Genomic DNA, 25,507 nt, shown 5'->3' with positions numbered 1-25,507 from the left:
GCAACATTATTGTAATTATTAAACACTTTAATAGGAGTGTATATGTGTACAAGAATTTTTAACAGTCAAAATAAAGAGTTCCCTGTAACAGGGAGGAATATGGACTGGTATTGGCAGTTAACCAGCAGTCTTTATGCATTTCCGGCAGGTTTGGAGCGCCAAGGAGTAGATCAAAATTTTGCAGATACAGAATATGGTAAAAACAATACCAGCATTCTAACATGGACATCAAGCTATAGAAGTCTTGTTACCGTATTAGAGTACCCGTCGTCAAAGGTTGCTTTTGCTGCCGCTGATGGCTTAAATGAAGAAGGGCTGGTTGTTAATGCGTTGTATGATGGTGAAACACGATTCCCTGATGAAACAAAATCTGATAAACCTCGTTTAAGTATTCTTCGTATGGTGCAATATATACTTGATACATGTGCGCAAGTGTCCAAGAGGGGATAGAAGCAATTAAGTCTGATCACCATTGTCTTATTTCGGAAGAGATGCCTGATAGCTCAGCGGTTGCTCCTGTCATGCATATTTGCCTTTCAGATGGAAAGAGTGATAGCGCTATTGCTGAATTTCGCGGCGAGAAAGTTCATATTTATCATAGCCCCGACTATCGCGTTGTCACGAATGAACCAGCGTATGCAGGGCAGTTAATTTTAAACGAGTACTGGCGCTTTCAAACAGGCTTATCAGATATTAAAAATCCAACATCGTCTATTATGGCTACACCGGGTGGTGCTGAAGCAACACAGCGCTTTGAACGTGGGTCTTATTATTTAAACTTTTCATTACCTGAAACGGCTGACTACCTTGCAGTGGCTCAAACACGGTCATTTATGGGGGTCTGTGCTCAACCAATTAACTTTGATATGCGTATGACAAGTCGCGAAGAGTCGAACATAGCTCCACGTACATCTCGCACCATATGGACTAACTTAGCTGATCACCATGGTTTAAAATATTATGTAGCTAATGCCCAAACTATGAATGCTTTATATCTAAACATATCGGATGTTAAGTTGATTCCAACACGAGTGTCTATTATGAGTGATAGCAGTGAAGAGCACGCAGCATCAAATAACTTCACAAGTGGCAATGTTGCAAATCAATTATTACCTACAAGAGATCCCTTTTGTAAAGTGAACCATCACTAATAAGAGTTGCTCCTTATGGATCTGTAGGCTCATTATTTGCTTTTGTATAAGTACTCAGAATATTCATAAATATTATTTTGAGTAGTAAGCTATTTATAATATTTAGTGCTATTTAATCTAAGTGTGTAAGAGCCATACATAGTTAATTAACGAGTAGAGCGAGCATCAAATTGTCAAACTCTAAAGACAAAAAACTCCGTATAAACGGAGTTTTTTCCAACCTTTGAAGTAGTCAGTCTAGTAAACCCAGAATCTCAAGTCTTTCTTTTGCTTTGATATAGCGTGTGTGAACATCATCAATCTGCTGTTGAGTTAGCTTTTTGCCAAAGGTACGAAGCCCACCTGTTAGATCATTATGATGAATGCCAAAAGCAAACTTAAGGTATTCTAAAAGTAACGGCTGTGCATCAAGATAGGATATGGAATTCATCGCCTGAGATATTTTATTTGCCTCAGCCCACTCTCCGTTATTTACATACTCTTGCATTGTAATACTCGCTTTTGGGAATATGCAGCCCACACCTGTAATGCCGCCATATGCGCCTGCGAGTCCTGCATGTACAGTAACGGTGTCAACACCGGCCAATACTTTTAAATTTTTGTTCTCTAACATCATTGTTTCAATAACTGACACGTCGATAGTTGATATTTTAAGTGCAGTGACTTCAGGTAGGGCAGCAAGTCTTGTTAGAAGCTCAGTTGAAAGCGCATGATAGCCAGCTGCGTCAGGGTTGTTATAGGGCATTATTGTTATGCCAGCCTCTTTTGCCGCTGTTGCTGCAAGTGCGTAGTACGCATACATTTGTTCATCACAAGGCGCTTCTTTTGTTTTTGGCGGCATTACCATAACGGTATCTACGCCTACAGTCGCAAGCTCTGTAACTATTTTGGCAAGTTTTTCTTTTGTCTCAGCCGCAGCGCCACTGATCAATGGCACATTGTACTCTTTCGCAACGCTTGAAAGGGCTTTGAGTAAAGAAAGGCGCTGCTCAGAGCTTAGGTAACTGTTCTCACCCAATGTGCCGGAGCCGACCAGACCACCCATTCTGGTTCCATGTTTACCTTGCACTTTTAAGATATCCGCAGCGTATTTTTGTGTTGCTTCAAGGTCAATTTCAACGGCTCCGGATTCAGTTTCTTTTAGCCATGTAAATACAGCTGGCATAACAGTATATCGCCAATCTTTACTATTAGTTTCCATTATAATTCCTCTTATAATTATATTGTATACATTATACATTGTTATTGTATCAGTAAAATTTACTTCGGCAAGGCCGAGATAAAAATAAACTAATAACATAAGTAAAGCTCAATAAGGTTCAACAGGTAAGCAGTGTATTGACGTGTAATAACGCTTAGTCAGTCCAAGTCAACAAAGCGAAAATACGTTTTGCAGGTTTGTTACGACAAGTTATGCTCAGCGTTTTACTTTTGAATTTGAATTTTACTATAGCTGCAGTTATTTACCCCTGTATGAATTACTTTGTTCACTCGCTTTGCTTTGTAAGCGCTATGTAATTTTGACTCAACAAATTGATATTAATAATAAAATATGTAATCGGTTCTTATTGATCTTATGCTTTTCATAAAAATATGTGAAATTTATGTATATTTAATATTGTATACAATATGTAATGAGTGTATATTTTTTACGTCAGAGGTACGACAGACAATAAAAAATCAACAGGATCAAGGAACATATTCATGTTTACATATAATAAAAAGCAAACTCGGGGAGCGGGTGTAAAAACCTTACTAGCAACTGCAGTAACTGCGGCATTGATGATGGCACCGACCGCGCAAGCCGTTGATGGTAGCAGTATTGTAAAAGGCCATATTGTTGCGCAATCAGGCAATGATCTGATTGGTGCAACTATTACGCTTAAGCATAAAACGAAAGGTTTAGTTTATACCATTACCAGCAATGCAGAAGGTGATTACCTTTTACGTAATGTACCGGTTGGTACATATGACGTTACAATCGTAAAAGATGGTTACCAAACACTGGTTGAAGAAGATGTAGCAGTGACTATTGGGCAATCCATTATTCTGGATGTGCAACTGTATAAAGCAGGTACAGACATTGAGCGTATCGCTGTAACAGGTTCAGCTATTCGCCGTGTTGATATGGCCTCTTCTACCTCTGGTTTAACGTTCAGTGATGCTGAACTCAAAGCAATGCCGGTAAATACGGGTTTTGAAAGTATCGCCTTATTGGCACCGGGAACTGCTGCACCAGGTGGTTCGAACTTTAAAGGAGCATCAAGCTTTGGCGGCTCATCAGCTGCTGAAAATGGCTATTACTTCAATGGCTTGAATGTAACAAGTATCCGTACAGGGTTAGGTTCTATTCGCCTACCTTGGGAAGCTATTTCGCAAACTCAGGTCAAAACGGGTGGTGTAAGCCCTGAATTTGGTGGCGCATTAGGCGGGATTGTAAACGCGGTATCTAAATCAGGTGATAATGATTTTAAGTTTGGTGCAGAGGTACGCTGGGATCCTGATAGTCTTCGTAGTCAACATGACTCGATATTTCAAGACAGCGGTACGATAAGTACAAACACACAACAAAGTAGTTATGATTTTAAAGAGTTACAGTTATGGGCTAGCGGCGCTATTATCGAAGATACTTTATTCTTTTATGGTTTATTTGCACCTCGTCGTGAAGAATCAACTGGGGCTGGGCAAACCACACTGTCAGATTTTGAACGTGATGAAGACCGCTGGTTTACCAAAGTAGATTGGTTCATTAATGAAGACCATTCAGTCGGTTTCTCTGCGATGAATAACAAACGCACTTGGACTGACAAAACATTCGCTTATAACTGGCAAGATAATGTGGTAGGTGACCAAAAAGGTGTAGATGCGCCAGGCGAAGATGGCGGCAATGTATATAGTATTAACTATAACGGTTACCTCACCGATACATTTTCTGTGTCTGCGGTTGTTGGACGTGTAACGGAAAATGTTGAGAACGTTGTCGCTTCACCTAATCCAGGTGTTTGGGATGAGCGTAATGGTTTCGTAACGTTAAGCCAGCACACAAACTCATCTGTTACTGAAGAAGAGTATACACGGGATCAAGCAAGAATTGACTTTAACTGGGACTTGGATATGCATTCTATCCAGTTTGGTATTGATTATACCAATGTGAAAGTTGATTACTTTGAAGGTCAAAATGGTATCGGCGACGCGCAAGGTTGGTGGACAGTAAAAACCGCTGGCGAAAATGATGTGTCTGGTGCAGCTTTAGGTAGTGACTTCATAGAGCGACGAGTACGTAGTCGTGAAGTTGATTCAGATACAACTTCATTGGCTTTTTACATCAATGATTCATGGCAAGCAACTGATAATTTAGTGCTTAATATGGGATTGCGTTACAGTCAGTTTGAAAACACAGTGACAGATGGCCGTGCTTTTGTCGATATTGATAATCAAATAGCACCTCGATTACAGGCTATTTATGATGTCTCAGGTGATGGTAGCGCGAAAATATTTGCCACTTATGGGCGTTATTTTCAACCTGTGTCTGCAAACATGAATATCACTCAGGGCTCAGCATCTATTGAGTGGTTTGAATATTTTGAGTTAGATGATTTAGACAGTAATGGATCACCGAGTTTATTGGCTGATGGCTCGCCAAGTCGTGGTGATATGTTACGTGATAGGCGCTGGCGTCAGCGTGGTATTACAGAGCCTGGGTTAATTGCTTCGTCTTCTTTAAAACCAATGTACAGTGATGAGTTCACAATAGGCTATCAGCAAGAAGTGTTTGACACTATGTCGGCGGGTGTACGCGCCATCTACCGTGATCTAGGTCGCAGTGTTGAAGATACCGATGTTGGTCCTGTTCTGGCTAAAAAGCTTGCTGAAATGGGGATCGCTGATAACGTAGGGCAAGGTTCATATTATGTGCTTAATAACCCAGGTGAAGCGATTCAAATGTCGTATGACTTTGATGGTGATGGGCAAATCGATAACGTAAACCTAAGTGCCGATGAACTTGCATTACCTGAAGCTAAACGTAAATACCTTGCCCTTGAGTTTACTTTAGATGGCAATGTAACTGATGACTTACGTATTAATACATCTTACACCTGGTCACATAGTTACGGGAATACAGAAGGCTTAGTTAAAACTGATAATAACCAAGCCGATCCTGGCTGGACAACATCTTATGACTATGGTGATTTGATGGATCACGGGTATGGTAATTTACCTAATGATCACCGCCATGCGCTTAAGTTTAGTGGCGCCTATAATATTACAGATTCACTGACAGTGGGCTTAGTGGCCAGAACAACTTCAGGCCGTCCAAAAAGCTATTTCTCAGTGCACCCTGAAGGTGTTGATAGTTGTGAGCAAGGCAGTCCGTGGGATGCATGTATTAGTAAATACTATGACCAAGCATCACACTATGATGAAAACGGCAACCCTGCACCACGAGGCAGCAAAGGTAACTTACCTTGGTTAACTAACGTGGATATGTCATTAACCTATTACACTGATTTCTTTGGTTCTGATATGACCTTAAAAGGCACGGTCTATAACTTATTTGATGGCGATAGTGCAGTATCAATTAATGAGGAGCGTGCACAATATGGCGATAATGGCTTAGAGCTAAACCCTGATTATGGCTTAGTTACAGGCCGTCAAGGTGCTCGCTATGTGTCTTTAACTGCACGTATAGAGTTTTAATTTCCCTGGTGAGTAGCTGTTTGTTGCCGTTTTAGTACTTAGTATCTAACAAGCGAAAGCTAAATAGGCAAAATGTTTAAGCACATTCTCTTATTGAGCAATACAGCTATGATGCTGAGCAGGAAACTGCTCGGCATTTTTATTACTTGTTAAACTAGGTTTCAACTGAATTAAATTGAAACAATTGCACTTTATTTTTTAAAGATATACTGTATACAAAATAATAAGGATTACTGATGATCCATACTTTGTTCTCTCACTGGCAACAACCAAATAGTGGCTGGTTAGCAATAAAAACACTTGATATGCATACGGGAGGTGAACCCCTTCGCATAATTATTGATGGCTTTAGCGACTTGCAAGGGAAAACCATGCTTGAAAAACGTGCTGATTGTTTAGCTCGTTTTGATGAGCTTCGTAAAGCTCTGATGTTTGAGCCCCGTGGCCACGCAGATATGTATGGTGCGTTAATAACCCCTCCTGAGCGTGAAACCAGCCATTTTGGGGTACTTTTCTTACATAACGAAGGTTATAGCACCATGTGCGGGCATGCCATTATTGCACTAGCAACGGCAGCTAAAGACAGTGGGATCGCTCATTTTACTGACGGAATTAATGAATTACGGATCGATACCCCAGCAGGGCTGATTAAAGCGTATGTAGAGCTCAAAAGAAATAAAATCCAGCAAGTGTTTTTCGATAATGTAGCGAGCTTTGTTGATAAATTAAATCAACATGTTGACTTGCCTATGTTTGGCACAATTAATTACGATATCGCGTTTGGTGGTGCTTTTTACGCGTTTGTTGATGCTGATGCACTCGACTTGAACTTATCGCCTGAAAACCATGAGCAAATAATATCTTTAGGCAAAGCAATAAAACAGCAAATTAATGATTCCTACCCGCCGGTTCACCCTGAAAGTGATGATTTAAGCTTTCTTTACGGGGTTATTTTTTACTCTAATAGTCAAATAACTAACAGTGATGTTTTTAGTCGCCATGTATGTATTTTTGCTCATGGTGAACTCGATCGCAGCCCAACGGGTACGGGTGTGAGTGCACGGGTTGCACTAGAGCATGCGAAAGGACGATTATCGCTACATCAACGTATTAAAATTGAGAGCATATTAGGTTGTGCGTTTACAGTTGAGTTAAAGGAGCACACTCGAATCCTAGCTACTCAAGCAGTTATTCCTCGCGTTAGTGGCAGTGCTTATGTGACAGGTCAGCATACATTTTTAATTGATCCTTATGATCCGCTAAAAGAAGGATTTATATTTCGATGAACGATCATTTTTTTCAACGCCAACAATTAATAAAACATCGAATGGCACAGCAAAATTTAACTGCACTATTAATACTCGGGCATGAAAATATTCGTTACTTAATTGGGTTTAGTGGTAATGCAGCTTATGCGTTAATTACTCTAGAGCACAATACATTAATAACAGATTATCGTTATTTTGAGCGCGCGCAAAATGAATGCTCTGGCTTTGAAGTGATCAGTCGCGATCGAGATAACGAATCGTTAGGGCACTGTATTAATCGTTTCTTACCTCGTAACAGCCATCTTGGCTATGATGCTGCATTTATCAATGTGGCGCTATGGCAACAAGTTGCTGCTGATCTTGGGGCACATACACTGATACCAATTCAAGGGCTAGTCGAGCGTTTACGTATAGTCAAAAATGATTGGGAAGTAACACAAATAAAGTCAGCAGCAGCGATTGCTGATAAAGCTTTAGCGCAAACCCTACCTTATTTTGAAGAAGGCGTCACCGAGCGAGACTTGGCATTAGAGCTTGAATTTAGAATGCAAAAACTAGGCTCTGAAGGTATGTCCTTTGCCACTATTTTAATGTTTGCTGAGCGAACATCGCTTCCACATGGCAGTCCTAGCGACAAAAGTCTAAAAGAAGGTGACTTCATTACTTTGGACTTTGGTGCCGTAGTTAATGGTTATCGCTCGGATATGACACGGAGTTATGTACTAGGTAAAGCAACAGAAAAACAATCACATATTTATAACGCCGTTGCTCAAGCGCAACATGCGGCTATTGAGTTAATTCAACCGGGTGTGCAATGCATTGAGCTGCAAAATATTTCTCAACAAATTTTAGAACGCTCAGGCTATGGCAAATTTGCCGGACAAGGGCTCGGCCATGGCTTAGGGCTTTTTTTGCACGAACAGCCATTTATAAATAGTCATGTTGAACATACTCTTGCAGCCGGGAATGTTATTACAATTGAGCCGGGTATTTATATTCCAGATTTTGGTGGTGTTCGGTTGGAGGACGACATTTTAATAACATCCGCAGGCTTTGAGGTTTTAACTCACTCCCCGAAGCCATTTGAGCTGGAGCTTTAACATGCAAGTTATAGATAAAAATCAGATTGATAACGCACTTGATTTTAACACTTTGCTTTTGGCAATGCGCGAAGGCTTTGGCCAAGATTTTGGCATGCCAAAACGTAATGTTTATGAGCTTGATGAAAGTAACTCAAGCCATGATGCGTTTGCAGTTTTGCCCGCGTGGAATGAACAGGTGATTGGGGTAAAGGCCTTTACGTATTTTCCTAAAAATAGCGAAGCTGGTTATGAGTCTTTATATTCTAAAATAATGTTGTTTTCACGCGAGCATGGCGAGCCGTTAGCTTTAGTTGATGGTACGCGTATTACTTTATGGCGCACGGCGGCAGTGTCTGCATTGGCCAGCTATTATTTATCCCGTGAGAATAGCAAACACTTAGTATTCTTTGGCAGTGGTAACTTAGCTGAATATATGGTGAGGGCACACCTTAGCGTGCGTAACTTTACACGTGTTACCTTAATTGCACGCAATCATGAAAAACTACTTTCATTACAAGCTCGTTTAAAAGCGACATTTACTGATGTTGAGTTTGTCATAGGGCAAAACAACGAAGCAACAATTTATAGTGCTGATGTGATCAGTTGTGCTACTGGATCTGCAGAACCATTATTTAATGGTGACTGGCTAAATTCGGGCACCCATGTTGATTTAATCGGTAATCACCACCGTGAAGCAAGAGAGTGTGATAGCAAAACTATGATTCGCAGTCGCGTGTACGTAGATAGCCGAGAAAATGTGTTAAGTGAAGCGGGTGAGCTACTTATTCCGATTAAAGAAGGTGTTTTTAGTGAGCAAGATGTGTGCGCAGAGCTTGCGCAATTAGCGCAACAAAATACCTATGCGCGTTTTAATGAAACAGATATAACTGTTTTTAAATCAGTAGGTACAGCACTTAGTGATTTAATTGCAGCGAATCTTGTTTATCAATCAGTACAAGGCTAAAACGGTATGAGTGGTGTATTTTTAACGTTAGGCATCTGCTTTATGGCGGTTGGTTTACTACCTTTAGCTCGTTGGCTGAAATGTAAAATTAGTAAACATCATTGGCGAGTATGCGAAGTTGAAAATATCACTGCTGTGGTAAGCAATCGCATTGCTACGCTAGAGTTGGTACAGCTGCAAACAATGTTGGTGAGTTTTCGTTTTAATGGGCATTTACACAGTGCGCTAATAGGGCATGATGAAAAGTTATTAGCGCGCTTTAAGCAAGGAATCGTGTGTACGGTATTGGTTGACAGCGATAACCCGAACATTATTTATAATAATGCCCAACTTTGGCAAAGCTTTACTTTAATTTGGTTATTAGCTGGGCTGAGTTTATTAATAGGCAGCTTCAGTTTTAGCTAAAGCGATTATGAAAAGAGTTTGATAGCTTAGGGTTATTTACACAATCAAACTCGCTATTTTTTGGCATAAGGTAAACGTGTAATCGCGTGTGTTGTGTGGTAACTATCTAAACCACTTACCGCAACCGTATCAAGAGACTCAATGTTGATATAACCATCGTCGCTAATAACACTTCCGTCTATGTGTAAATCAATTATTTCGCCTATCACAAGCTCGGTGCCGTTTATTTTAAGGTGTTGATGCTCGACAAGCCTTACGGCGTATTTTAAACGACTCTGTAAAACAAACGGAGCGTTAAAGCCATTTAAATATTCAGTGCTTAAACCGGTTGCATCGAACTCTGACTCATCCCTATCATAGCGAGCCGAAGTTTGGTGAGCTTGGCTGTAAATATCACGATTGACCTGATTAATTGTATAACAGCCGGTTTCTTTAATATTTTCAAAGGTATGTCGTGGTACGCTGTGGGGTCGAATGATCATGCCGACGAGAGGAGGGTGTGCACCTAAGTGAAATACCGAGCTAACAATGGTCAAGTTTGTTTGCCCATTTTTATTTTGTGTACCAATTAAATTGGCACTTTTGAACCCAGACAATGAATTAATTAAATGAGCGCGATAACGTGAATCAAGCTGCTCGAGTGCTTTTGAATCAAACTGCATTGTGACTCCTTTTAAGAGCGTTAAATTGAGTAAGTGGGTAAATGTATTACCAAGGGATTTTGCTCCCTTGATAGTCAATGTAGGCGCAATTTCCTATTTCTGTTAATTCATTTGGCCGTTGTAAAATTGAGTAGAGTGAGCGTGCTACATACTGTGGGCTAAATAATTTGCCGTGCGGAACATTTTTTTGAAATGGCTTTGATAAAGCAGTATCCGTGGTTCCTGGATGAAACAACACTAAACGTGTTTGCTTAGCCCGACGACTAAGCTCAATGGCTGCGCTTTGAAATAGCATATTAAGCGCGGATTTTGACGCTCTATAGCTGTACCAGCCTCCTAGCCTATTATCACTTATACTGCCAACACGCGCGCTTAGGCAGGTTATGGTGCAGGGCGTTTTGTGATCTAATAATGGGGCAATCGCCTGCAAACATAGAATAGGCGTTAATGCATTTGTGTTTAATAAGGTGTTAAAGTATTGCTCATCAATATCTTCAAGCTTTTTCTCAGGCATGGCCTCTTCATGGTGTAATTGCCCATTGAATATAACGACCTGATGAGGCTTTACGTTGTGCTTTTTAAGGTGGTTTGTTAATTCATTCAGGTTTGCTTTTGAGTAGTCGCATTTGAATGATTGAATGTCGAGACGGTTGTCACTTAGGTTAATAGCATGCCTACTAACGCAAATAACGCTCGCGCGGGAGTCATGATCTGCAATCGTATCTAAGTAAGCACTTGCAATGGCACTGTTTGCACCAAAAAGAACGTACACCTTTGCCATTACTTTATCCCGCATCGGCTGGTGCAAAACAAGGTCGTGACTTGTTTACGATACTTGGCAAAGAGCCAATAACCTATATCTGCACAAAAACGAATGATAGGTAATTGCAGCAGTTTTAACCATGAGTGACGGCCAACGGTTTGCCAAGCTGCAAAGGTAACATCTAGGCCGTAAAGCATTTCACCGCTATCTCGTTGGCCGTGCAAAAAAGCCATGGCGTCTTCACGTTTAATGTAGCTGTAACGGCTTTCAAAGTCGTCTCTGTTAATGTCTTCAAGTTTAATTTTGTTATGTGCATCAGCGCGCTTTAATGAACGCATTTCTTTTGCGCAAAGAGGGCAGTTGCCATCATAAAATATAATCATAACGAGTCATTGCTTATTAGGTACATTATTACTTGTTACGAAATAGAATATGCTTTGGATCTGTTAAATTGGGTTTATGAATGATATTAATAGAGGTTCAGAACAATAAAGGTAAGCGCGTGTTGGCTTTTGTTTCTACTCTCACTCCACGCTTTAAAGTCATGCACCGCTTATTACTCATACCCTTTGGGTATAAACATCAACAATGGAGTATTTGGAATGAGTGAACAATATGCCGCCTTGCGTGGGAACGTCAATTTATTAGGCCAGTTATTAGGCCAAACAATAAAAGATACCCAAGGACAAGCGATTTTAGATAAAGTTGAAGAAATTCGCGCTTTAGCAAAATCATCACGCACAGGTAACGAGCAAGACCGCCATGCCCTAATTGATGTTCTGCACGCATTAACTGACGAAGAATTATTGCCAGTGGCTCGCGCTTTTAACCATTTTTTAAATTTAGCCAATGTAGCAGAACAATTTCATACTATTTCTCGTTTTAACGATGTTGGCTTTTGTCAATTAAGCCCTCTCACACAAACGTTAAAAGCATTATCTAGCCAAGCAAAACAGGGCAAATTAGATCCTAACGAAATTGCTGATAGCTTGTCTAAATTACATATCAATTTAGTTTTAACCGCACACCCGACAGAAGTAACACGTCGTACGATTATTAATAAACATGTTGAATTAAGTGACTGTCTAGCCGCGCTTGAGCGTACTGATAACTTGGAATATGAGCGTGAAAATATTCTTAATCGTATTGCTCAATTAATAAGTCAAGCTTGGCATACGGATGATATTCGCCGCTCTCGGCCAACCCCAATTGATGAAGCTAAATGGGGTTTTGCGGTTATTGAAAACAGCCTTTGGCATGCTGTGCCGCGCTTTTTAAGAGACTTTAGTAAAGAAGTAAAAGAGCAGTTAGATCTTGAGCTACCAAATGATTATAGCCCTATTGAGTTTACATCGTGGATGGGGGGGGATCGTGATGGTAACCCATTTGTGACTTCACAGGTCACACAACAAGTGCTGGATCATGGCCGTTGGATGGCACTTGATTTGTATAGCCGTGATATCGATACCTTAAGTACTGAGCTGTCAATGTCACAAGCTAGCGACGAGCTCGTTGAATTGGCTGGGCAAGATTTTGAACCTTACCGCGCAGTGTTAAAAGTATTAAAAGCACAAGTGAGTGAAACGGTTGCTCACTTAGGCGCTAAAATAATGAATAAGCGCACCGAAGCGCAAGATATTGTTACCGATATCAGCCAATTAAAACAGCCACTTGAGGCATGTTATCGTTCATTATTGAAAGCCAATATGAGTGTGGTAGCAAATGGCTTATTACTGGATGTTCTGCGTCGTATCAATAGCTTTGGTATTCGTTTAGCTAAGCTTGATGTGCGCCAAGATTCATCACGCCACGCGGATGTATTTTCTGAGTTAACCCGTTATTTAGGGTTAGGGGATTACAATCAATGGCAAGAAGAAGACAAACAAGCATTTTTACTGGCAGAGCTGAATTCTCGCCGGCCATTGATACCTAAACATTGGCAACCAAGTAATGATGTGCAAGAAGTACTCGACACCTTTGATGTAATCGCAAAGCAAGATGAATCGACTTTCGGTTTATACATTATTTCAATGGCACGCACAGCCTCTGATGTGTTAGCAGTGCAGTTATTGTTAAAAGAAAGTGGTTGTAGCTTTAAGCTTCCTGTCGCGCCATTATTTGAAACCCTTGATGATTTAAACGCAGGTCACAGTGTTATTACCCAACTACTTGATAATACTTGGTATCGTGGGCAAGCTGAGGGTGTACAAAATGTGATGATTGGGTATTCTGACTCTGCCAAAGATGCTGGCATGATGGCCGCTGGTTGGGCGCAGTATGAGGCAATGGATAAGCTGGTACACCTTGCCCAAGAGCGTGGCATTGAACTTGTTTTATTCCATGGACGCGGTGGTACAGTTGGCCGTGGTGGCGCGCCTGCCGCACAAGCGTTGCGTTCGCAACCACCGGGTTCATTAAAAGGTGGCTTACGGGTAACCGAGCAGGGTGAAATGATCCGCTTTAAATTTGGCTTACCAAATGTTGCCTTAGAAAGCTTAAATATTTACGCCGGAGCCGTGCTTGAAAGTAACTTATTACCACCACCAGAGCCTAAAGAGCAATGGCGTGATGTGATGGCCTTGATCAGTGAGAAATCATGCGAGCATTATCGTAATGTGGTGCGTTTTGATGAAAACTTTGTGCCGTACTTCAGAATGGCAACGCCAGAGCAAGAGCTGGGTAAATTGCCATTGGGCTCGCGCCCTGCAAAGCGTAATCCACATGGTGGCGTTGAAAGTTTGCGTGCTATTCCATGGATTTTTGCCTGGAGCCAAAACCGTTTAATGTTACCTGCATGGTTGGGGGCGTTAACAGGCTTACAAGCCGCAGTTGAACAATACGGCGTTGAGACTTTAAACGAAATGAGCCAGCAGTGGCCGTTCTTTAGAGCTCGTTTAGAAATGCTCGAAATGGTATTTAGTAAGGCCGATTGCTGGTTAAGTGCTCACTATGATGATGCGCTTGTTGAACCGCAATATAAGCCACTAGGTGAAGAACTACGTAAAGAGCTTAAACAAGCAATTGCATTAGTGCAGTCACTGAGCCCGCAGCAAAGCTTGTTGGCTGATCAGCCTTGGATCAAAGAGTCAATTGGCTTACGTAACCCGTATACCGATCCGTTAAATGTACTACAAGTAGAACTGCTAAAACGTTCTCGTGAAGCGCAAGAAGGTGCCTCGGGTGACATTGATAATGCATTAATGATCACCATGACAGGTATTGCAGCAGGTATGCGTAATACCGGTTAGTGACTCTATTTTATGGCTTCATTGTGCTCTTTGGCAGCTTTGGGGCCATCAATAGGTAATGTCAGTACAAAGCGTGCGCCGTGTTCACAAGGCTCGGCGCATATATTGCCAAAAAGGTTGTATTTAACTGCATTAAACACCACATTTAACCCCAGCCCTAAGTGATTTCCACCTAAGTTTGTTGAATAAAACGGGGTGAAAATATCCTTTAAAATAGCGTTATCAATCCCACTGCCATTGTCTTGAAATATAATTTTAATGCTGTCGTTGTGTTGTTCAATATTAATAGAAATTTTTGCATCATCTACATCATTAAAGCCATGCTCATACGCGTTGATAACTAAGGTTTTCAATACATCGGCTATGATACTGGGGTAAGTCACTATATTTACTTCATCCCCTTCAACGGTATAACTTATTTGCTTAGCAAAATTATTGTGTAATGTATCTACTTGCTCACAAAGCGTATGTTTAATTGCTATTTCACTCATGGGTTTATTCAGTGATATTGACACGTTGAGCGCTTTAAACTCATCAACCATTGTTGCTAAACGGTTGATATTATTGAGTATTAAGCTATTTGCATCACCGCTATTTTTAATAAAGTTAGTTAGGTCATTGGGGTGGAGGGTTTTGTCCTTAAACTGCTGCTCAAGTTGCTGTAAATTATCAGTAAGGTATGAGCCTGCCGTAATAGCGGTGCCAATCGGGGTATTTAATTGATGAGCCATCCCAGACACCAGCGCCGTGAGTGAGGCCATTTTTTCAGCTTCGATCAAGTTCGCTTGGGTTTGTTCAAGTTCATCTAAAGCATCGCTTAAACGCTGTTTACGTTTGTGGATATTGGTTATCGCAAGGTATGAGCCAATCAGAATAATCAATAATGAAATAGCCACGGCAATGAATAGATTTTTAAAGCCAGTGGCTTTTGCTGCTTTGAGTTGTTTTTCTCGGGTGAGTTCTGCTATTTCGACTTCTTTAGCGTTTAAATCAGCCTCAGCAAGCGCCTTAGCAAGGTTTACGTCAGCTTGCCTGGCTGTTAGTTGATTTTGCACTTCACGATGCTTTTTGTAAGATGCAATCGCCTTTTTAAATTGCCCGCTTTCTTCAAGCATTAATGACTGAAATTCATATACTTTTGAGGCAAAGGCTAAATCACTACGGGTGCTGGCATCATTACTTACTATGGCAAGCTGTGCGCTGGCCTTATCTGTTTCTGCCATTTGCGCGTAAAGTTTAGCTAACTTAAAATGGGCTTTGATCTCGTTGCTTTTCATCTGTTGATCATTAAAGATAGCGAGAGATTTATTGATGTGCTCAAGTGCAGCTGCGAAATGCTGTTGGGCACTTTGTATGTCAGCCATGAGTAAATGAGAGTCAGCGAGTAAGTAATTAAATTGCTGTTGAGTTTGTATTTGGCTTTGCTCTAACACTAATGCTTCGGCTTCGTGATACTGCTGTTTTGCAATTAAAACCCTAGCCAAATTAATCGTCGCAATTGATATATCTAAAGGCTTATTCGAAGGGGCTAAATACGTTAAGTAACGCCTAAATGCTTGTTCGGCTTCATCAAACATTTCTAGGGCGTAATACACTTCACCCATGTTATTAAGCGTTTGGTTGGTAATATCATGGTTTAGCAGCTCGGCATATTCGAGCGCTTTAGAGAAGTTTTCAAGTGCCAGTTGGTGTAAGTTTAATTGGGTATAAATCCCGCCTGAAATATTATAATACCCATACAACAGCCCTGTGCGTGTTGAGCGTTGAGCTAAACTTTTATAGCTAACCAGTGTGCGCATAGCGTCAGAAAAATGCTTGGCTTCCAACTCAAACCAGGCCTTGTAATTAAGTAACACTAATGTTTGATCTGGGGTAAAGTCACCTGTTTTTATCAGTGAATTTAAATCTTGCAGTGCCAATTTTGGGCTTTGTGCGTAATTATCACGGATTTCATTGCGTAATAATTCAAACTCTTGTTTGCTCAATGGCTGAGCGAACGCAGACGACGAAACAATTAAAAATACGACAAGTAAAGCAATACGGCACATTTATTAAACCTTGGATGATTTTTCATCATGTGCCTGTGATTATATGCGAAAGGGCAAAGAACTAAGCTCAGAAAATTCCCGTTTGCGCTCAAGAAATATAGTACTTTTATCTGGAAATCACTCCTGGTCTGACCTGTTTGACTTATATTTCTTGACTCGTGCCAATAAAAAATTACAATACCTCGCTTTTTGGCACTCCATCAATTAACCGAGTCTATTGTATGTCTAATGTTTCAACTTGCATCACATTTGATGCATCCACATCATTAATAATGATGACATTAAAAGGGACTGCAAGTGCACAGGATGTGATTAATTTTTATCAGATTGCTCAGCAATATGGCGAAATGTATAGTAGCAACAAGCTACTGGTCGATGTATCTGAGCTCAGTCATGATTTTCCAGCCAGCGAGCTTTTAAATATTATGCCGACTATATCGGGTTGGCTAAAAGACTACCTGATTGCCAGAATAGTTAGCTTTGATGGTTTTATGCACGATTTGTTTCTACAAAAAGCAAAGCGATTTGGCATACCAGCGGAAAACTTTGAGTGTTTTGCTACTGCGAAAAGTTGGCTGGAAAATCAATCTGGTAATTAGTCGCTGAACATTTTACACTGTGTAGCCATTAAATAAGTAAAATTTGTTTATGACTTCATCAACATCTTCTTCGCCTATAAATTCAATAACAGGGCACACCTTCGAATTTGCTGAACCTGCGCGTAATGCATTGTTCAATCAAGTTAAGTCACAACTGGGTCGATTAACTGCAGCAGATATTAAAACACTTTGTACTGAGCATTCACTCACTCAAGCACAATTACTCAGGGCTTGTTTACCTATTGCCTCTTTATTTGCTGTGGCGCCTATATCTCAGTTTTTAGTGGGAGCAATTGTGGTGGGCTTAGATGCACAACAACAGCCCAGTTTTTATTTTGGTGCTAATGTTGAATTTGCACATCAGCCGCTGAGTTTAGTGGTGCACGCTGAGCAATCAGCAATAAATAATGCTTGGCTCAATGGTGCTAAATCTATTGTTAAAATAGCGATTAGTGATGCACCTTGTGGTTATTGCCGCCAATTTATGAATGAGTTAGCAGATGCGGAAACTTTCGATATTTTATTGCCGACTCAACAATTTAAACTCACCGAATTGTTACCTGCCGCGTTTGGGCCTAAGGATTTGGGTAATCAATATAGTTTGTTTAATCCGGCTCCACAATCTGCTCATGTGGATGCAAACTCTGAGGTTTGTCCTGTGCTTATTGAGCAGGCAAAGCAGGCTTATGTACCTTATACACAAAACTTTAGTGCGGTAAAAATAACCACATTTAGCCATGGCAATTTTTATGGACGTTATGCTGAAAATGCAGCCTATAGCCCAAGCCTTGCCCCATTACAAAGTGCAATTAGTCAGCTTTATTTAGCTGGTTTAAGTTTGGATAATAAGACGGTTGAAAAAGTAGAATTATTACAATCTGAAGGTGCAGAAAATCAACTGCAAGTGAGTGAAGCTGTGCTGGCAAGTTACGATAACTTACCAGCTTTACAAAGCTATAGCTTAAGCTTTATTCAGTAGTACTTTAGCGGCTTCAAGTACCACGGCAACGGATTTTTTCTCAATCTCGCCGTGGTCAACATTGGGTATTTCTTGGCGCGTTCTATTTACTAATACTCCTGCCACACAAGCAGCTTTTAAGCCAAGCGCTGCGCACATGGTGAATAACGTAGCCGATTCCATTTCGTAATTCATTACGCCAAGCTTCTGCCATTCTTCGCAACTACCTTGGAATGCTTTTGGCACGTAGCCTGAATAGGTATCATAGCGTTCTTGACCTGGGTAGAAGGTATCGCTTGATGCCGTTATACCAATATGAAAATCAATATTTAGATTGTTACAGGCGTTAACCATGGCTTGGGTCGCAAAAAAATCAGATACCGCAGGGTAATTAAGTGGTGCAAAGTGCTGGCTTGCGCCATCTAAGCGAACAGAGGCTTGGCTAATTAAAATATCACCTTCATTAATATGTGGTTGAATAGCCCCTGTCGTACCAATGCGTAAGAATGTATCAACACCTAATTGAGCTAGCTCTTCTACTGCAATAGATGTTGATGGGCCGCCAATACCGGTTGAACATATCACAACAGGTTGGCCGCTAAGTAAGCCTAAGTAAGCATGAAATTCTCGGGTTTGTACTAAACAACGTGGATTTTCCAAAAAACTAGAGATGCGTGCAGCTCTATCAGGATCGCCCGGCACGATTGCTAACGTTGCGCCTTGTAAATCGTCGCGAGTAAGTCCTAAATGAAAAACCTTTTCCATAATGTTGCCTTTTAAATCATATGAGTATTGTCAATCTAACATCATTACTATTATGACATTGCCTGTACAGGACGGATGTCCGCTTTAGATTATCAGCTTTATTCATTCTCTTTGAATATTCAATCACTGAAGCAAATTAATCAATCTACACAACGGTTGACTTGTTTAAACAGACACTATATCTATCCTTTAATATACTTAATTTGAATCTATGCGCTGTTTTGAATTTATAGCTAAGGTTATGTTGCATAAAGATAAGTTTAGTTTTCTAAGTGCCTTTGTAAAATTAGTTTTGTTGTCATGTTTTATAAAATGACCATCATGAAGGTTTTATTAAATTTATTTTCAACAGCGTCTGTTTTGCATAACTACGCAAAAACACAGAGTAAGGAATCGCAATGAGCACACAATGGCAAACATTTAAAAGTAAAGTTGAACACTGTTTATGTCCACCGGGTGATGGAGTTTTCACTGTTAATACGGCAAAAGAGCGAAAAGCGGCGTTACGTAACAAGTTGTACGGTCAAGAAGATAACGTAGAACCTTTGTGGCGTGACTCATTAGAGACTTTATCACAGAGTCCTTATAAAGCGGTTACTCTTGGTATTAGCTCTGATTGTGGCGGCGGTATTTTACGTGGTGCTAACTGGGGACCTTTATTTTTGCGCTCGACCTTGATTGATCAGCAACCGCAAGCGAAATCGTTTGATTTAGGTGATGTACGTGTTATCCCACATTTGCTACATGATAAATATTTAAATGACGCGACTATTAGTAATTGTCAAAAAGCACTTTATGACAATCCTAATAGCGAATACTACGTCAGCCCATTGTCAATCACCGAAGATGTATGTGATAGCTTCTACGCCACATTTACCGACAAAGGCATTTTTGGTATCGGTGGCGACCACTCGATCAGCTACCCGCTGACTAAAGCTTATTTGAAAGCTAAACGTGAGCAAGGAAAACGTACCGCGATTATTCATTTTGATGCGCATACCGATTTACTGGTTGAGCGTTTAGGTATCGATTTATGCTTTGGCTCATGGTGTACCCATATTTTAGAGTTTTTACCTGCGCCACATCATTTAATTCAATTTGGTATTCGTTCAAGTGGCAAACCTAAAGCCCATTGGGAATCAACGTTTGGTATTAAGCAGCATTGGGCGCATGAAATAATTGAGCGCGGTGCGCAAGATGTTGCCAGTGAAGTAATTGCACAATTAAAAGCAGATAATGTAGATGAGTTATATGTAAGCTTTGATATTGATGCCCTTGATGAAGAATTTGCCTCTGCGACGGGTACGCCTGAAGGTAATGGTTTAACACCTAAACATGCATTAGATATTTTAGTTGCATTAGCGGATGAGTTTCCAATTACCGGTGCAGATATGATGGAAATAGCACCATTTACGGACAGCTCGCTAGTGGGTCAATCAAGCTCAGAAACAACGCTTAGAGAAGGTGCAAAAATCTCAGCATTTTTAATTAATGCAATGAATCGATAATTTTTTAGAGAAAAACCTCAAAAACAGGCCATCATGGCCTGTTTTCTATTCACTTATCAGTAAATTACCGCTATATTTAGACTGCAATTCACAGCTTGATGTAAAATCAGTTACTAAAATGCGAGGACTAAAGTGATTAAATGGAGTTTGTTATTATTGGTTATTTTGAGCCAGCCATGCTTTGCTAAGCTCAATATAGTGACGGAAAACTTTCCGCCTGCGCAATATATTGATGATAACAATCAACTAACGGGTCATGTTGTTGAAAAGGTACGCAAAGCCTTGGATGCATCCTCAATTGATTATACAATTTCTGTGCATAGTTGGAGTACGGCATTTAATACTGCCCTGCGCGACCCACAAACCTGTATTTTTTCGGTAACACGTTCTAAAGAGCGCGAAGATAAGCTACTTTGGATTGCTGAGTTAGCTGAACTCACTACCAACTTTTATGCTTTAGACTCTAAAAACATTCAGTTAGATAACTTAGAGCAAGCTAAACAGTATCGTGTCGCCGTACTTAAAGATAACTATAGCCATCAGTACTTGTTATCCCAAGGCTTCGAAGAAGGTAAAAACTTACTGGCTATGGATAGCTTTGATAACATATTTAATATTGTTCGTAGTCGAAAAAATAGCATCGATCTTGTCACCTTACCTAAACAGCGAGCTGACTATGAGCAACAAACGCAGCACACAATAGATAGCCTACAGCCGGTGTTAAAACTTAATATCAAACAGCCATCATTGTACTTTGCTTGTAATAAAGCCTTAGACAAAGTGTCTAAGCTAGAGCTGACTCGTGTATTTTCTACTTTATAGCCAATCATAAATATCTAAGTGTATGTTACTTAAGCCCTTTAAAGATAGTTGAAATATCAATTGCTGAGTTTAAAAAAGAGCCTATAATCCAGCTGCTTTTGCTTATAAAAGCGCTTATTGTTGGAGTTGTTAAATGGGTGATTTAATCGGGATTGGTTTATTGATCTTGATCAGTGCGTTATTTGCTATGTCGGAAATTGCCATCGCAGCATCACGCAAAATTAAATTAAGAGTGATGGCCGACGAGGGCAATGCAAATGCGGCCGCCGTATTAAAATTACAAGAGCAGCCAGGTGCATTCTTTGCCATGATCCAGATAGCGCTTAATGCGATTGCTATTTTAGGGGGCATTGTTGGCGAACAAGCACTGTCGCCATATGTTGAACGTGTATTAGTAATGGTCTATCAAGGCCCATTATTAGCGCAAGTCAGCTTTTTAATTTCGTTTTTTACCATCACCTCATTATTCATTTTATTTGCCGACTTAATGCCGAAACGCTTAGCGATGATCATGCCTGAAGCGGTCGCTGTGAGGCTAGTCACGCTGATGAGGTGGGTGACCTTTGCCCTGACTCCTCTAGTGGTATTTTTTAATGGCCTGACAAATATTATTTTACGACTATTTAAAGTTCCCGCAGAGCGTGAAGATATTGTCACCACAGAAGACATCGTGGCGATGATGGATGCTGGGGCGGAATATGGCAGTTTACAGCAACAAGAGTACGACTTAATCGGTAATGTATTTGACTTAGAAGCTCGTTTTTTATCAAGCGTGATGACGCCACGGGACCAAATTGTTTATTTTGATATAAAAGAAGCCAGTACTGACATTGCGAGTAAAATTATTGATCACCCCCATAACCACTTTTTAGTATGTAATGGTAATTTAGATAAACTCATAGGCTCTGTTGAATCGAAAGATATATTACGCCAAGTACTCAAAGGCGAGGCGGCAAACATCAATGAAGATTTATTAGAAAAAGAAATCTTTTATTTGCCTGAAACACTCAGTTTATCTGAGGCATTAAATGCATTTAAAGCGGCGGCAAAACCCTTTGCTGTGGTGGTAAATGAATACGCACTGGTTGTGGGTATTGTCACCGTTAAAGATTTGATGAAAGGCTTTATGGGTGATTTGATAACCCACACGGGTGATGAGTTGATCATTGAGCGAGATGAAAGCTCGTGGTTAGTGGATGGCTTAACCCCGGTGGTTGAGCTGGCTAAGGTGCTGGAAATTGATGAATTCCCCGAACAAATGCATTACGAAACTGTGGCTGGGTATTTGATCTATACCATGAAGCGCATTCCTAAACGTGCCGAGTATATTCATTATGCAGGCTTTAAGTTTGAAGTCGTTGACGTTGAAGGGATAAGAGTGGAACAGTTACTGGTTAGTAAAATTAACTAAACAGCACTTGCTGTTAGATTTTTTAAAACCCTGCTTGTTGTTGCTAGCGAGATCGTTAACAATACAGGCAGAGTTTTTATTAATTGTTTTAAGGTTACTTATGGCGTTTTTTTCGCTTGCATCACGTATCACAACCACTGGCTTACTGTTTTTAGCGCTTCTAAATTGTCATAATGGATTTGCTGCTAATAACGAACAAACCTTGATTATGACAGGCAGTGCAATTGAAACCTGCACAACATTAAGCCCACAGTTTTGTAAATTAGATGCGCCATTAGGCAGTGAAAAAAGTGCCGTCTTTGCCCTTTCAAGTGATGCTATCGCGCGAGTAAAACAGCAATGGCCAACAGATAACCAAAACCACTTAGCAGCCACAGTAACTAATTTAAAAACGTTAGCAACTACTCATCCAGAGCTGCTTTCTAAAAGAGAGTTATTGTGGGCATGGCGAGATATTGCAAATTTACAAATGAGTGAGTTATCTCAATTGGAGTTTGAATATGTGATTGATATGCTTCAAGTAGCTCAACCTGATGGGCAAAATCGCGTACTCAATATTGATGCTAAAAATAGTAAAGCGGATCAAAACTGGTTAGCTGATAGTTATAAATTTATAGCCGCTAGTTTAAAAGTAAAGGCCCAAAGCCCTAAATTATTAGTGATCAGTTCAGCTAGTCGAGACCCTTACTTTGCAGCAAGTTATTATGAAACTGTACTCTCTCAAGTGGGCGTTACAGTGCAGTGGTTAGCACTGACACCGGCACTAGCACAGGCTATAACAGCAGGGCAATGTGATGCGCTTGATAAATATAGAACGCAAAGTATGTCTTTGTACAACAGAGAGACGGTTTTCCCTAAACGAGTTGCGACAGAGCAAGCTTTGTGTGAGCAAGGTATCGAACAGTTAATTACAAAAATTAAAGGTAGCACCGGGGTGGTGTTAGCGGGTGGCCATGATCAGCAAAACCTTTATCGCAGTTTTTTTGATGAGCAGAGTAAGCCGTACCCTTGGCTGAGCGCAGTGCGCGATACCCCTGTATTAATTGCGGAGAATCAAAGCGCCGAATTTCTCGCGATGGAACACATTATTAATCAGCAACAAAATGCAGCTGATGTACTAAACAATGATGATGTAACGCACAGAGCTGGGTTAAACAGTGTCGATTTTGCGTTTATCAAAAGCCAGTTTAGTGAAACAAATAGTACCGCCTTAGTCACAAAAGCACTGCAATCAACAAACCAACAAGCAGGGCTAGGTATTGACGTCAATACGGCATTAGTTGTTATAAAATCTGAGCAAGGCGATTTAATGACGGTATTAGGCGAGCGTGGCGTGATTGGTTTAACTGCCAACACAGAGCAAAACTTTTCATATTCATACTGGCCTTCGAGCAGTGTATTTCATTATTCAAACAAGGTCTTTAGTCTCAATAAGCGAAGTGCTGAGAACGCTTTACCTAACATTAAAATCCCTAGTCTGCCAACACAACGCTTTAGTAATATATTGACTAATAATAAATTGCGTTCTTTAACACAAGCGATGTGTTTGAGCCAAGGTACAGCGGCTGTGGGTCAGCAGGATGGATTCCTAGTCAACTTAAATGCCACAGAAGCCACAGCATATAAGCGTATAAATGCAACTCAGTTTGGCTGTGCTATTGCTCAATTAGAATTAAGCTTCTCCACTATTGAGTAAGGTTTTAAATCTGTATTTCATATCGTAAATATACCCAGTCAGCAGTGCTTTATTAGAGCCTGTTGACTTTTCATGGTTTTATAGCCGGCTCAGCCTGGTCAAAAACCAAACACAACAGCTTAAAGTTCACTTCTAAACACAAAGCTCTTTAGAGCCATACTGATAATTTTCTCTCGTTCTAGCTTAATTCGTTTTACTTTGTAAAGTTATGCAAATAATTCTTAATTAATGTTGATCTGAAAGCATTTTAATTTAGAATGATCGTTCATTCTAAATTAAGGGTAGTTAACATGCAGCGTTCTCGCGTCGTCTTATTTGCAGTGTCAGCTTTAGCCAGTGCAGTTATTTTATCTGGTTGCGACCAGAGTCCTCAGGCAAGCCAACAGGCTCCAAAAGCCACTCCAGTTGGGGTTGTAACATTAAAAAGTCAACCTCTGACTTTAACCAAAGAACTACCTGGTCGTGTTGCTGCATCGCAAGTGTCTGAAATTCGCCCGCAAGTCAGTGGCATTATTCAGTCTCGCTTATTTACTCAAGGGGCTGAAGTTAAAAAAGGCCAAGCTCTTTATCAAATAGATGCTTCAACCTTCGAAGCGCAAGTGGCAACAAGCAAGGCGGCCATTACTAAAGCGAAAGCGAGCATTGCGAATGCTAAAGCAAAGTCTGAACGCTATGATGAACTATTAAAAATTAAGGCGGTAAGCCAGCAAGACTTTGACGAAGCCGATGCCAGTTATAAAGGTGCAGAAGCTGATTTATTGACTGCTCAAGCGCAACTTAAAACAGCGCAAATTAACTTAGACTACAGTAAAGTGAAATCACCTATCAGTGGTCAAATTGGTAAATCAAATGTCACAGCCGGTGCGTTAGTAAGCGCCAACCAAGCAACAGCACTTGCTACTGTCACCCAACTTGATCCTATTTATGTTGATTTAACCCAATCAAGCAGTGAGTTAACGCGCTTGAAAAAAGCCATTGCCAATGGTGAGCTTGATAAAGATTTGGCGTTACATTCAAATGTTGAATTAAAAATGGAAGATGGGTCGATTTATCCTCATCAAGGAAGGTTGCAGTTTTCTGAAGTAACGGTTGATCCAAGCACCGGCTCAGTCACATTGCGCGCAGAGTTTCCAAATCCAGAAAAACTATTATTACCGGGCATGTATGTACGTGCGGTGATAGTTGAAGGTGTAAAAAACAATGCGATTTTAGCCCCCCAACGTGGTATTAGCCGTAATACCAAAGGTGAGCCAACAGCAATGGTGGTTAGTAAAGACAACACCGTTGAGCCGCGCGTTTTAAAAACCGACCGTACAGTTGGTTCTAATTGGTTGATCACAGAAGGCCTAAACGATGGCGATAAACTCATTGTTGAAGGCTTACAAAAAATAGCACCTGGCGCACCTGTTAATGCTGTGCCTGCTGAAACCGCAGCTAAAACTCAATAACGGAGCCATTA

General features: G+C 40.6%; 21 protein-coding genes. 15 read left to right on the top strand and 6 right to left on the bottom strand.

Features of this window, described 5'->3' with window-relative positions:
- The first annotated feature begins 42 nt into the window (after positions 1–42).
- Positions 43–450 carry a linear amide C-N hydrolase gene (locus tag NQT69_RS11770; RefSeq protein ID WP_256827858.1) on the top strand — a complete coding sequence of 136 codons (408 nt, stop codon included), beginning with the start codon at positions 43–45 and terminating at the stop codon, positions 448–450.
- The gene (locus tag NQT69_RS11765; protein WP_256827857.1) at positions 423–1,151 is read left to right on the top strand and encodes a linear amide C-N hydrolase; all 729 of its coding nucleotides are present in this window, start codon (positions 423–425) and stop codon (positions 1,149–1,151) included. Before NQT69_RS11770 ends, NQT69_RS11765 begins: the two co-directional genes overlap by 28 nt.
- Positions 1,152–1,383: 232 nt before the next feature.
- On the opposite strand, the gene NQT69_RS11760 is transcribed toward NQT69_RS11765, so the two are convergent.
- Positions 1,384–2,352: a dihydrodipicolinate synthase family protein gene (locus NQT69_RS11760; protein WP_256827856.1), complete on the bottom strand. Its 969-nt coding sequence runs from the start codon at positions 2,350–2,352 to the stop codon at positions 1,384–1,386.
- A 503-nt stretch (positions 2,353–2,855) separates the two neighbouring features.
- Between NQT69_RS11760 and NQT69_RS11755 the strand changes: the two genes are divergently transcribed.
- From NQT69_RS11755 to NQT69_RS11735, 5 genes are all read left to right on the top strand, one after another.
- The gene (locus tag NQT69_RS11755; protein ID WP_256827855.1) at positions 2,856–5,849 is read left to right on the top strand and encodes a TonB-dependent receptor; all 2,994 of its coding nucleotides are present in this window, start codon (positions 2,856–2,858) and stop codon (positions 5,847–5,849) included.
- A 236-nt stretch (positions 5,850–6,085) separates the two neighbouring features.
- Positions 6,086–7,135: a proline racemase family protein gene (locus NQT69_RS11750; RefSeq protein WP_256827854.1), complete on the top strand. Its 1,050-nt coding sequence runs from the start codon at positions 6,086–6,088 to the stop codon at positions 7,133–7,135.
- Positions 7,132–8,217 (top strand): M24 family metallopeptidase, encoded by a 1,086-nt coding sequence (locus tag NQT69_RS11745; protein WP_256827853.1) that lies wholly within the window; start codon positions 7,132–7,134, stop codon positions 8,215–8,217. Before NQT69_RS11750 ends, NQT69_RS11745 begins: the two co-directional genes overlap by 4 nt.
- 1 nt (position 8,218) lies before the next feature.
- Positions 8,219–9,163, top strand: a complete 945-nt coding sequence (locus NQT69_RS11740; RefSeq protein WP_256827852.1) for an ornithine cyclodeaminase family protein — start codon at positions 8,219–8,221, stop codon at positions 9,161–9,163.
- A gap of 6 nt (positions 9,164–9,169) precedes the next feature.
- Positions 9,170–9,568 (top strand): hypothetical protein, encoded by a 399-nt coding sequence (locus tag NQT69_RS11735; RefSeq protein ID WP_256827851.1) that lies wholly within the window; start codon positions 9,170–9,172, stop codon positions 9,566–9,568.
- Positions 9,569–9,621: 53 nt separating this feature from the next.
- On the opposite strand, the gene NQT69_RS11730 is transcribed toward NQT69_RS11735, so the two are convergent.
- Genes NQT69_RS11730 through NQT69_RS11720 form a run of 3 tightly spaced genes read right to left on the bottom strand, consistent with a single transcriptional unit; the run spans position 9,622 to position 11,376 of the window.
- Positions 9,622–10,230: a flavin reductase family protein gene (locus tag NQT69_RS11730; protein ID WP_256827850.1), complete on the bottom strand. Its 609-nt coding sequence runs from the start codon at positions 10,228–10,230 to the stop codon at positions 9,622–9,624.
- A gap of 46 nt (positions 10,231–10,276) precedes the next feature.
- Positions 10,277–11,011 carry an SDR family NAD(P)-dependent oxidoreductase gene (locus tag NQT69_RS11725; RefSeq protein WP_256827849.1) on the bottom strand — a complete coding sequence of 245 codons (735 nt, stop codon included), beginning with the start codon at positions 11,009–11,011 and terminating at the stop codon, positions 10,277–10,279.
- The gene (locus tag NQT69_RS11720) at positions 11,011–11,376 is read right to left on the bottom strand and encodes a thiol-disulfide oxidoreductase DCC family protein (RefSeq protein ID WP_256827848.1); all 366 of its coding nucleotides are present in this window, start codon (positions 11,374–11,376) and stop codon (positions 11,011–11,013) included. The genes NQT69_RS11725 and NQT69_RS11720 overlap by 1 nt, the downstream gene beginning before the upstream one ends.
- Before the next feature lie 219 nt (positions 11,377–11,595).
- Here NQT69_RS11720 and ppc point away from each other — a divergent pair, with 219 nt between their 5' ends.
- Positions 11,596–14,241 carry a phosphoenolpyruvate carboxylase gene (gene ppc / locus NQT69_RS11715; protein WP_256827847.1) on the top strand — a complete coding sequence of 882 codons (2,646 nt, stop codon included), beginning with the start codon at positions 11,596–11,598 and terminating at the stop codon, positions 14,239–14,241.
- A gap of 5 nt (positions 14,242–14,246) precedes the next feature.
- Here ppc and NQT69_RS11710 read toward each other — a convergent pair whose 3' ends face one another.
- Complete coding sequence (locus tag NQT69_RS11710) at positions 14,247–16,289, bottom strand: tetratricopeptide repeat-containing sensor histidine kinase (protein ID WP_256827846.1); 2,043 nt, start codon at positions 16,287–16,289, stop codon at positions 14,247–14,249.
- Between the two features lie 221 nt (positions 16,290–16,510).
- On the opposite strand from NQT69_RS11710, the gene NQT69_RS11705 reads away from it, so the two are divergent.
- Together NQT69_RS11705 and cdd are read left to right on the top strand one after the other, a co-directional pair.
- A complete protein-coding gene (locus NQT69_RS11705) occupies positions 16,511–16,888 on the top strand; it encodes a hypothetical protein (RefSeq protein ID WP_256827845.1) in 378 nt (125 codons plus the stop codon).
- 49 nt (positions 16,889–16,937) lie between these two features.
- Positions 16,938–17,867 (top strand): cytidine deaminase, encoded by a 930-nt coding sequence (gene cdd, locus NQT69_RS11700; RefSeq protein ID WP_256827844.1) that lies wholly within the window; start codon positions 16,938–16,940, stop codon positions 17,865–17,867.
- Here cdd and udp read toward each other — a convergent pair.
- Positions 17,850–18,611, bottom strand: coding sequence for a uridine phosphorylase (gene udp, locus NQT69_RS11695; RefSeq protein ID WP_256827843.1), 762 nt, complete (start codon positions 18,609–18,611; stop codon positions 17,850–17,852). The genes cdd and udp overlap by 18 nt on opposite strands.
- Positions 18,612–19,009: 398 nt before the next feature.
- On the opposite strand from udp, the gene NQT69_RS11690 reads away from it, so the two are divergent.
- From NQT69_RS11690 to NQT69_RS11670, 5 genes are all read left to right on the top strand, one after another.
- Positions 19,010–20,119 (top strand): arginase family protein, encoded by a 1,110-nt coding sequence (locus NQT69_RS11690; RefSeq protein WP_256827842.1) that lies wholly within the window; start codon positions 19,010–19,012, stop codon positions 20,117–20,119.
- 132 nt (positions 20,120–20,251) lie between these two features.
- Entirely contained in the window at positions 20,252–20,941 is a 690-nt protein-coding gene (locus NQT69_RS11685; protein WP_256827841.1) for a substrate-binding periplasmic protein, read from the top strand.
- Positions 20,942–21,074: 133 nt separating this feature from the next.
- Positions 21,075–22,352 (top strand): hemolysin family protein, encoded by a 1,278-nt coding sequence (locus NQT69_RS11680; RefSeq protein WP_256827840.1) that lies wholly within the window; start codon positions 21,075–21,077, stop codon positions 22,350–22,352.
- A gap of 100 nt (positions 22,353–22,452) precedes the next feature.
- Complete coding sequence (locus NQT69_RS11675; RefSeq protein ID WP_256827839.1) at positions 22,453–24,048, top strand: cyanophycinase; 1,596 nt, start codon at positions 22,453–22,455, stop codon at positions 24,046–24,048.
- Positions 24,049–24,338: 290 nt separating this feature from the next.
- A complete protein-coding gene (locus NQT69_RS11670; RefSeq protein ID WP_256827838.1) occupies positions 24,339–25,496 on the top strand; it encodes an efflux RND transporter periplasmic adaptor subunit in 1,158 nt (385 codons plus the stop codon).
- Positions 25,497–25,507: the final 11 nt, after the last annotated feature.

The organism is Pseudoalteromonas shioyasakiensis (assembly GCF_024518675.1).
GTDB lineage: Bacteria > Pseudomonadota > Gammaproteobacteria > Enterobacterales > Alteromonadaceae > Pseudoalteromonas > Pseudoalteromonas shioyasakiensis_B.
The sequence above is the reverse complement of the archived record's forward strand: the minus strand, read 5'-3'. Positions and strand labels throughout refer to the sequence as shown.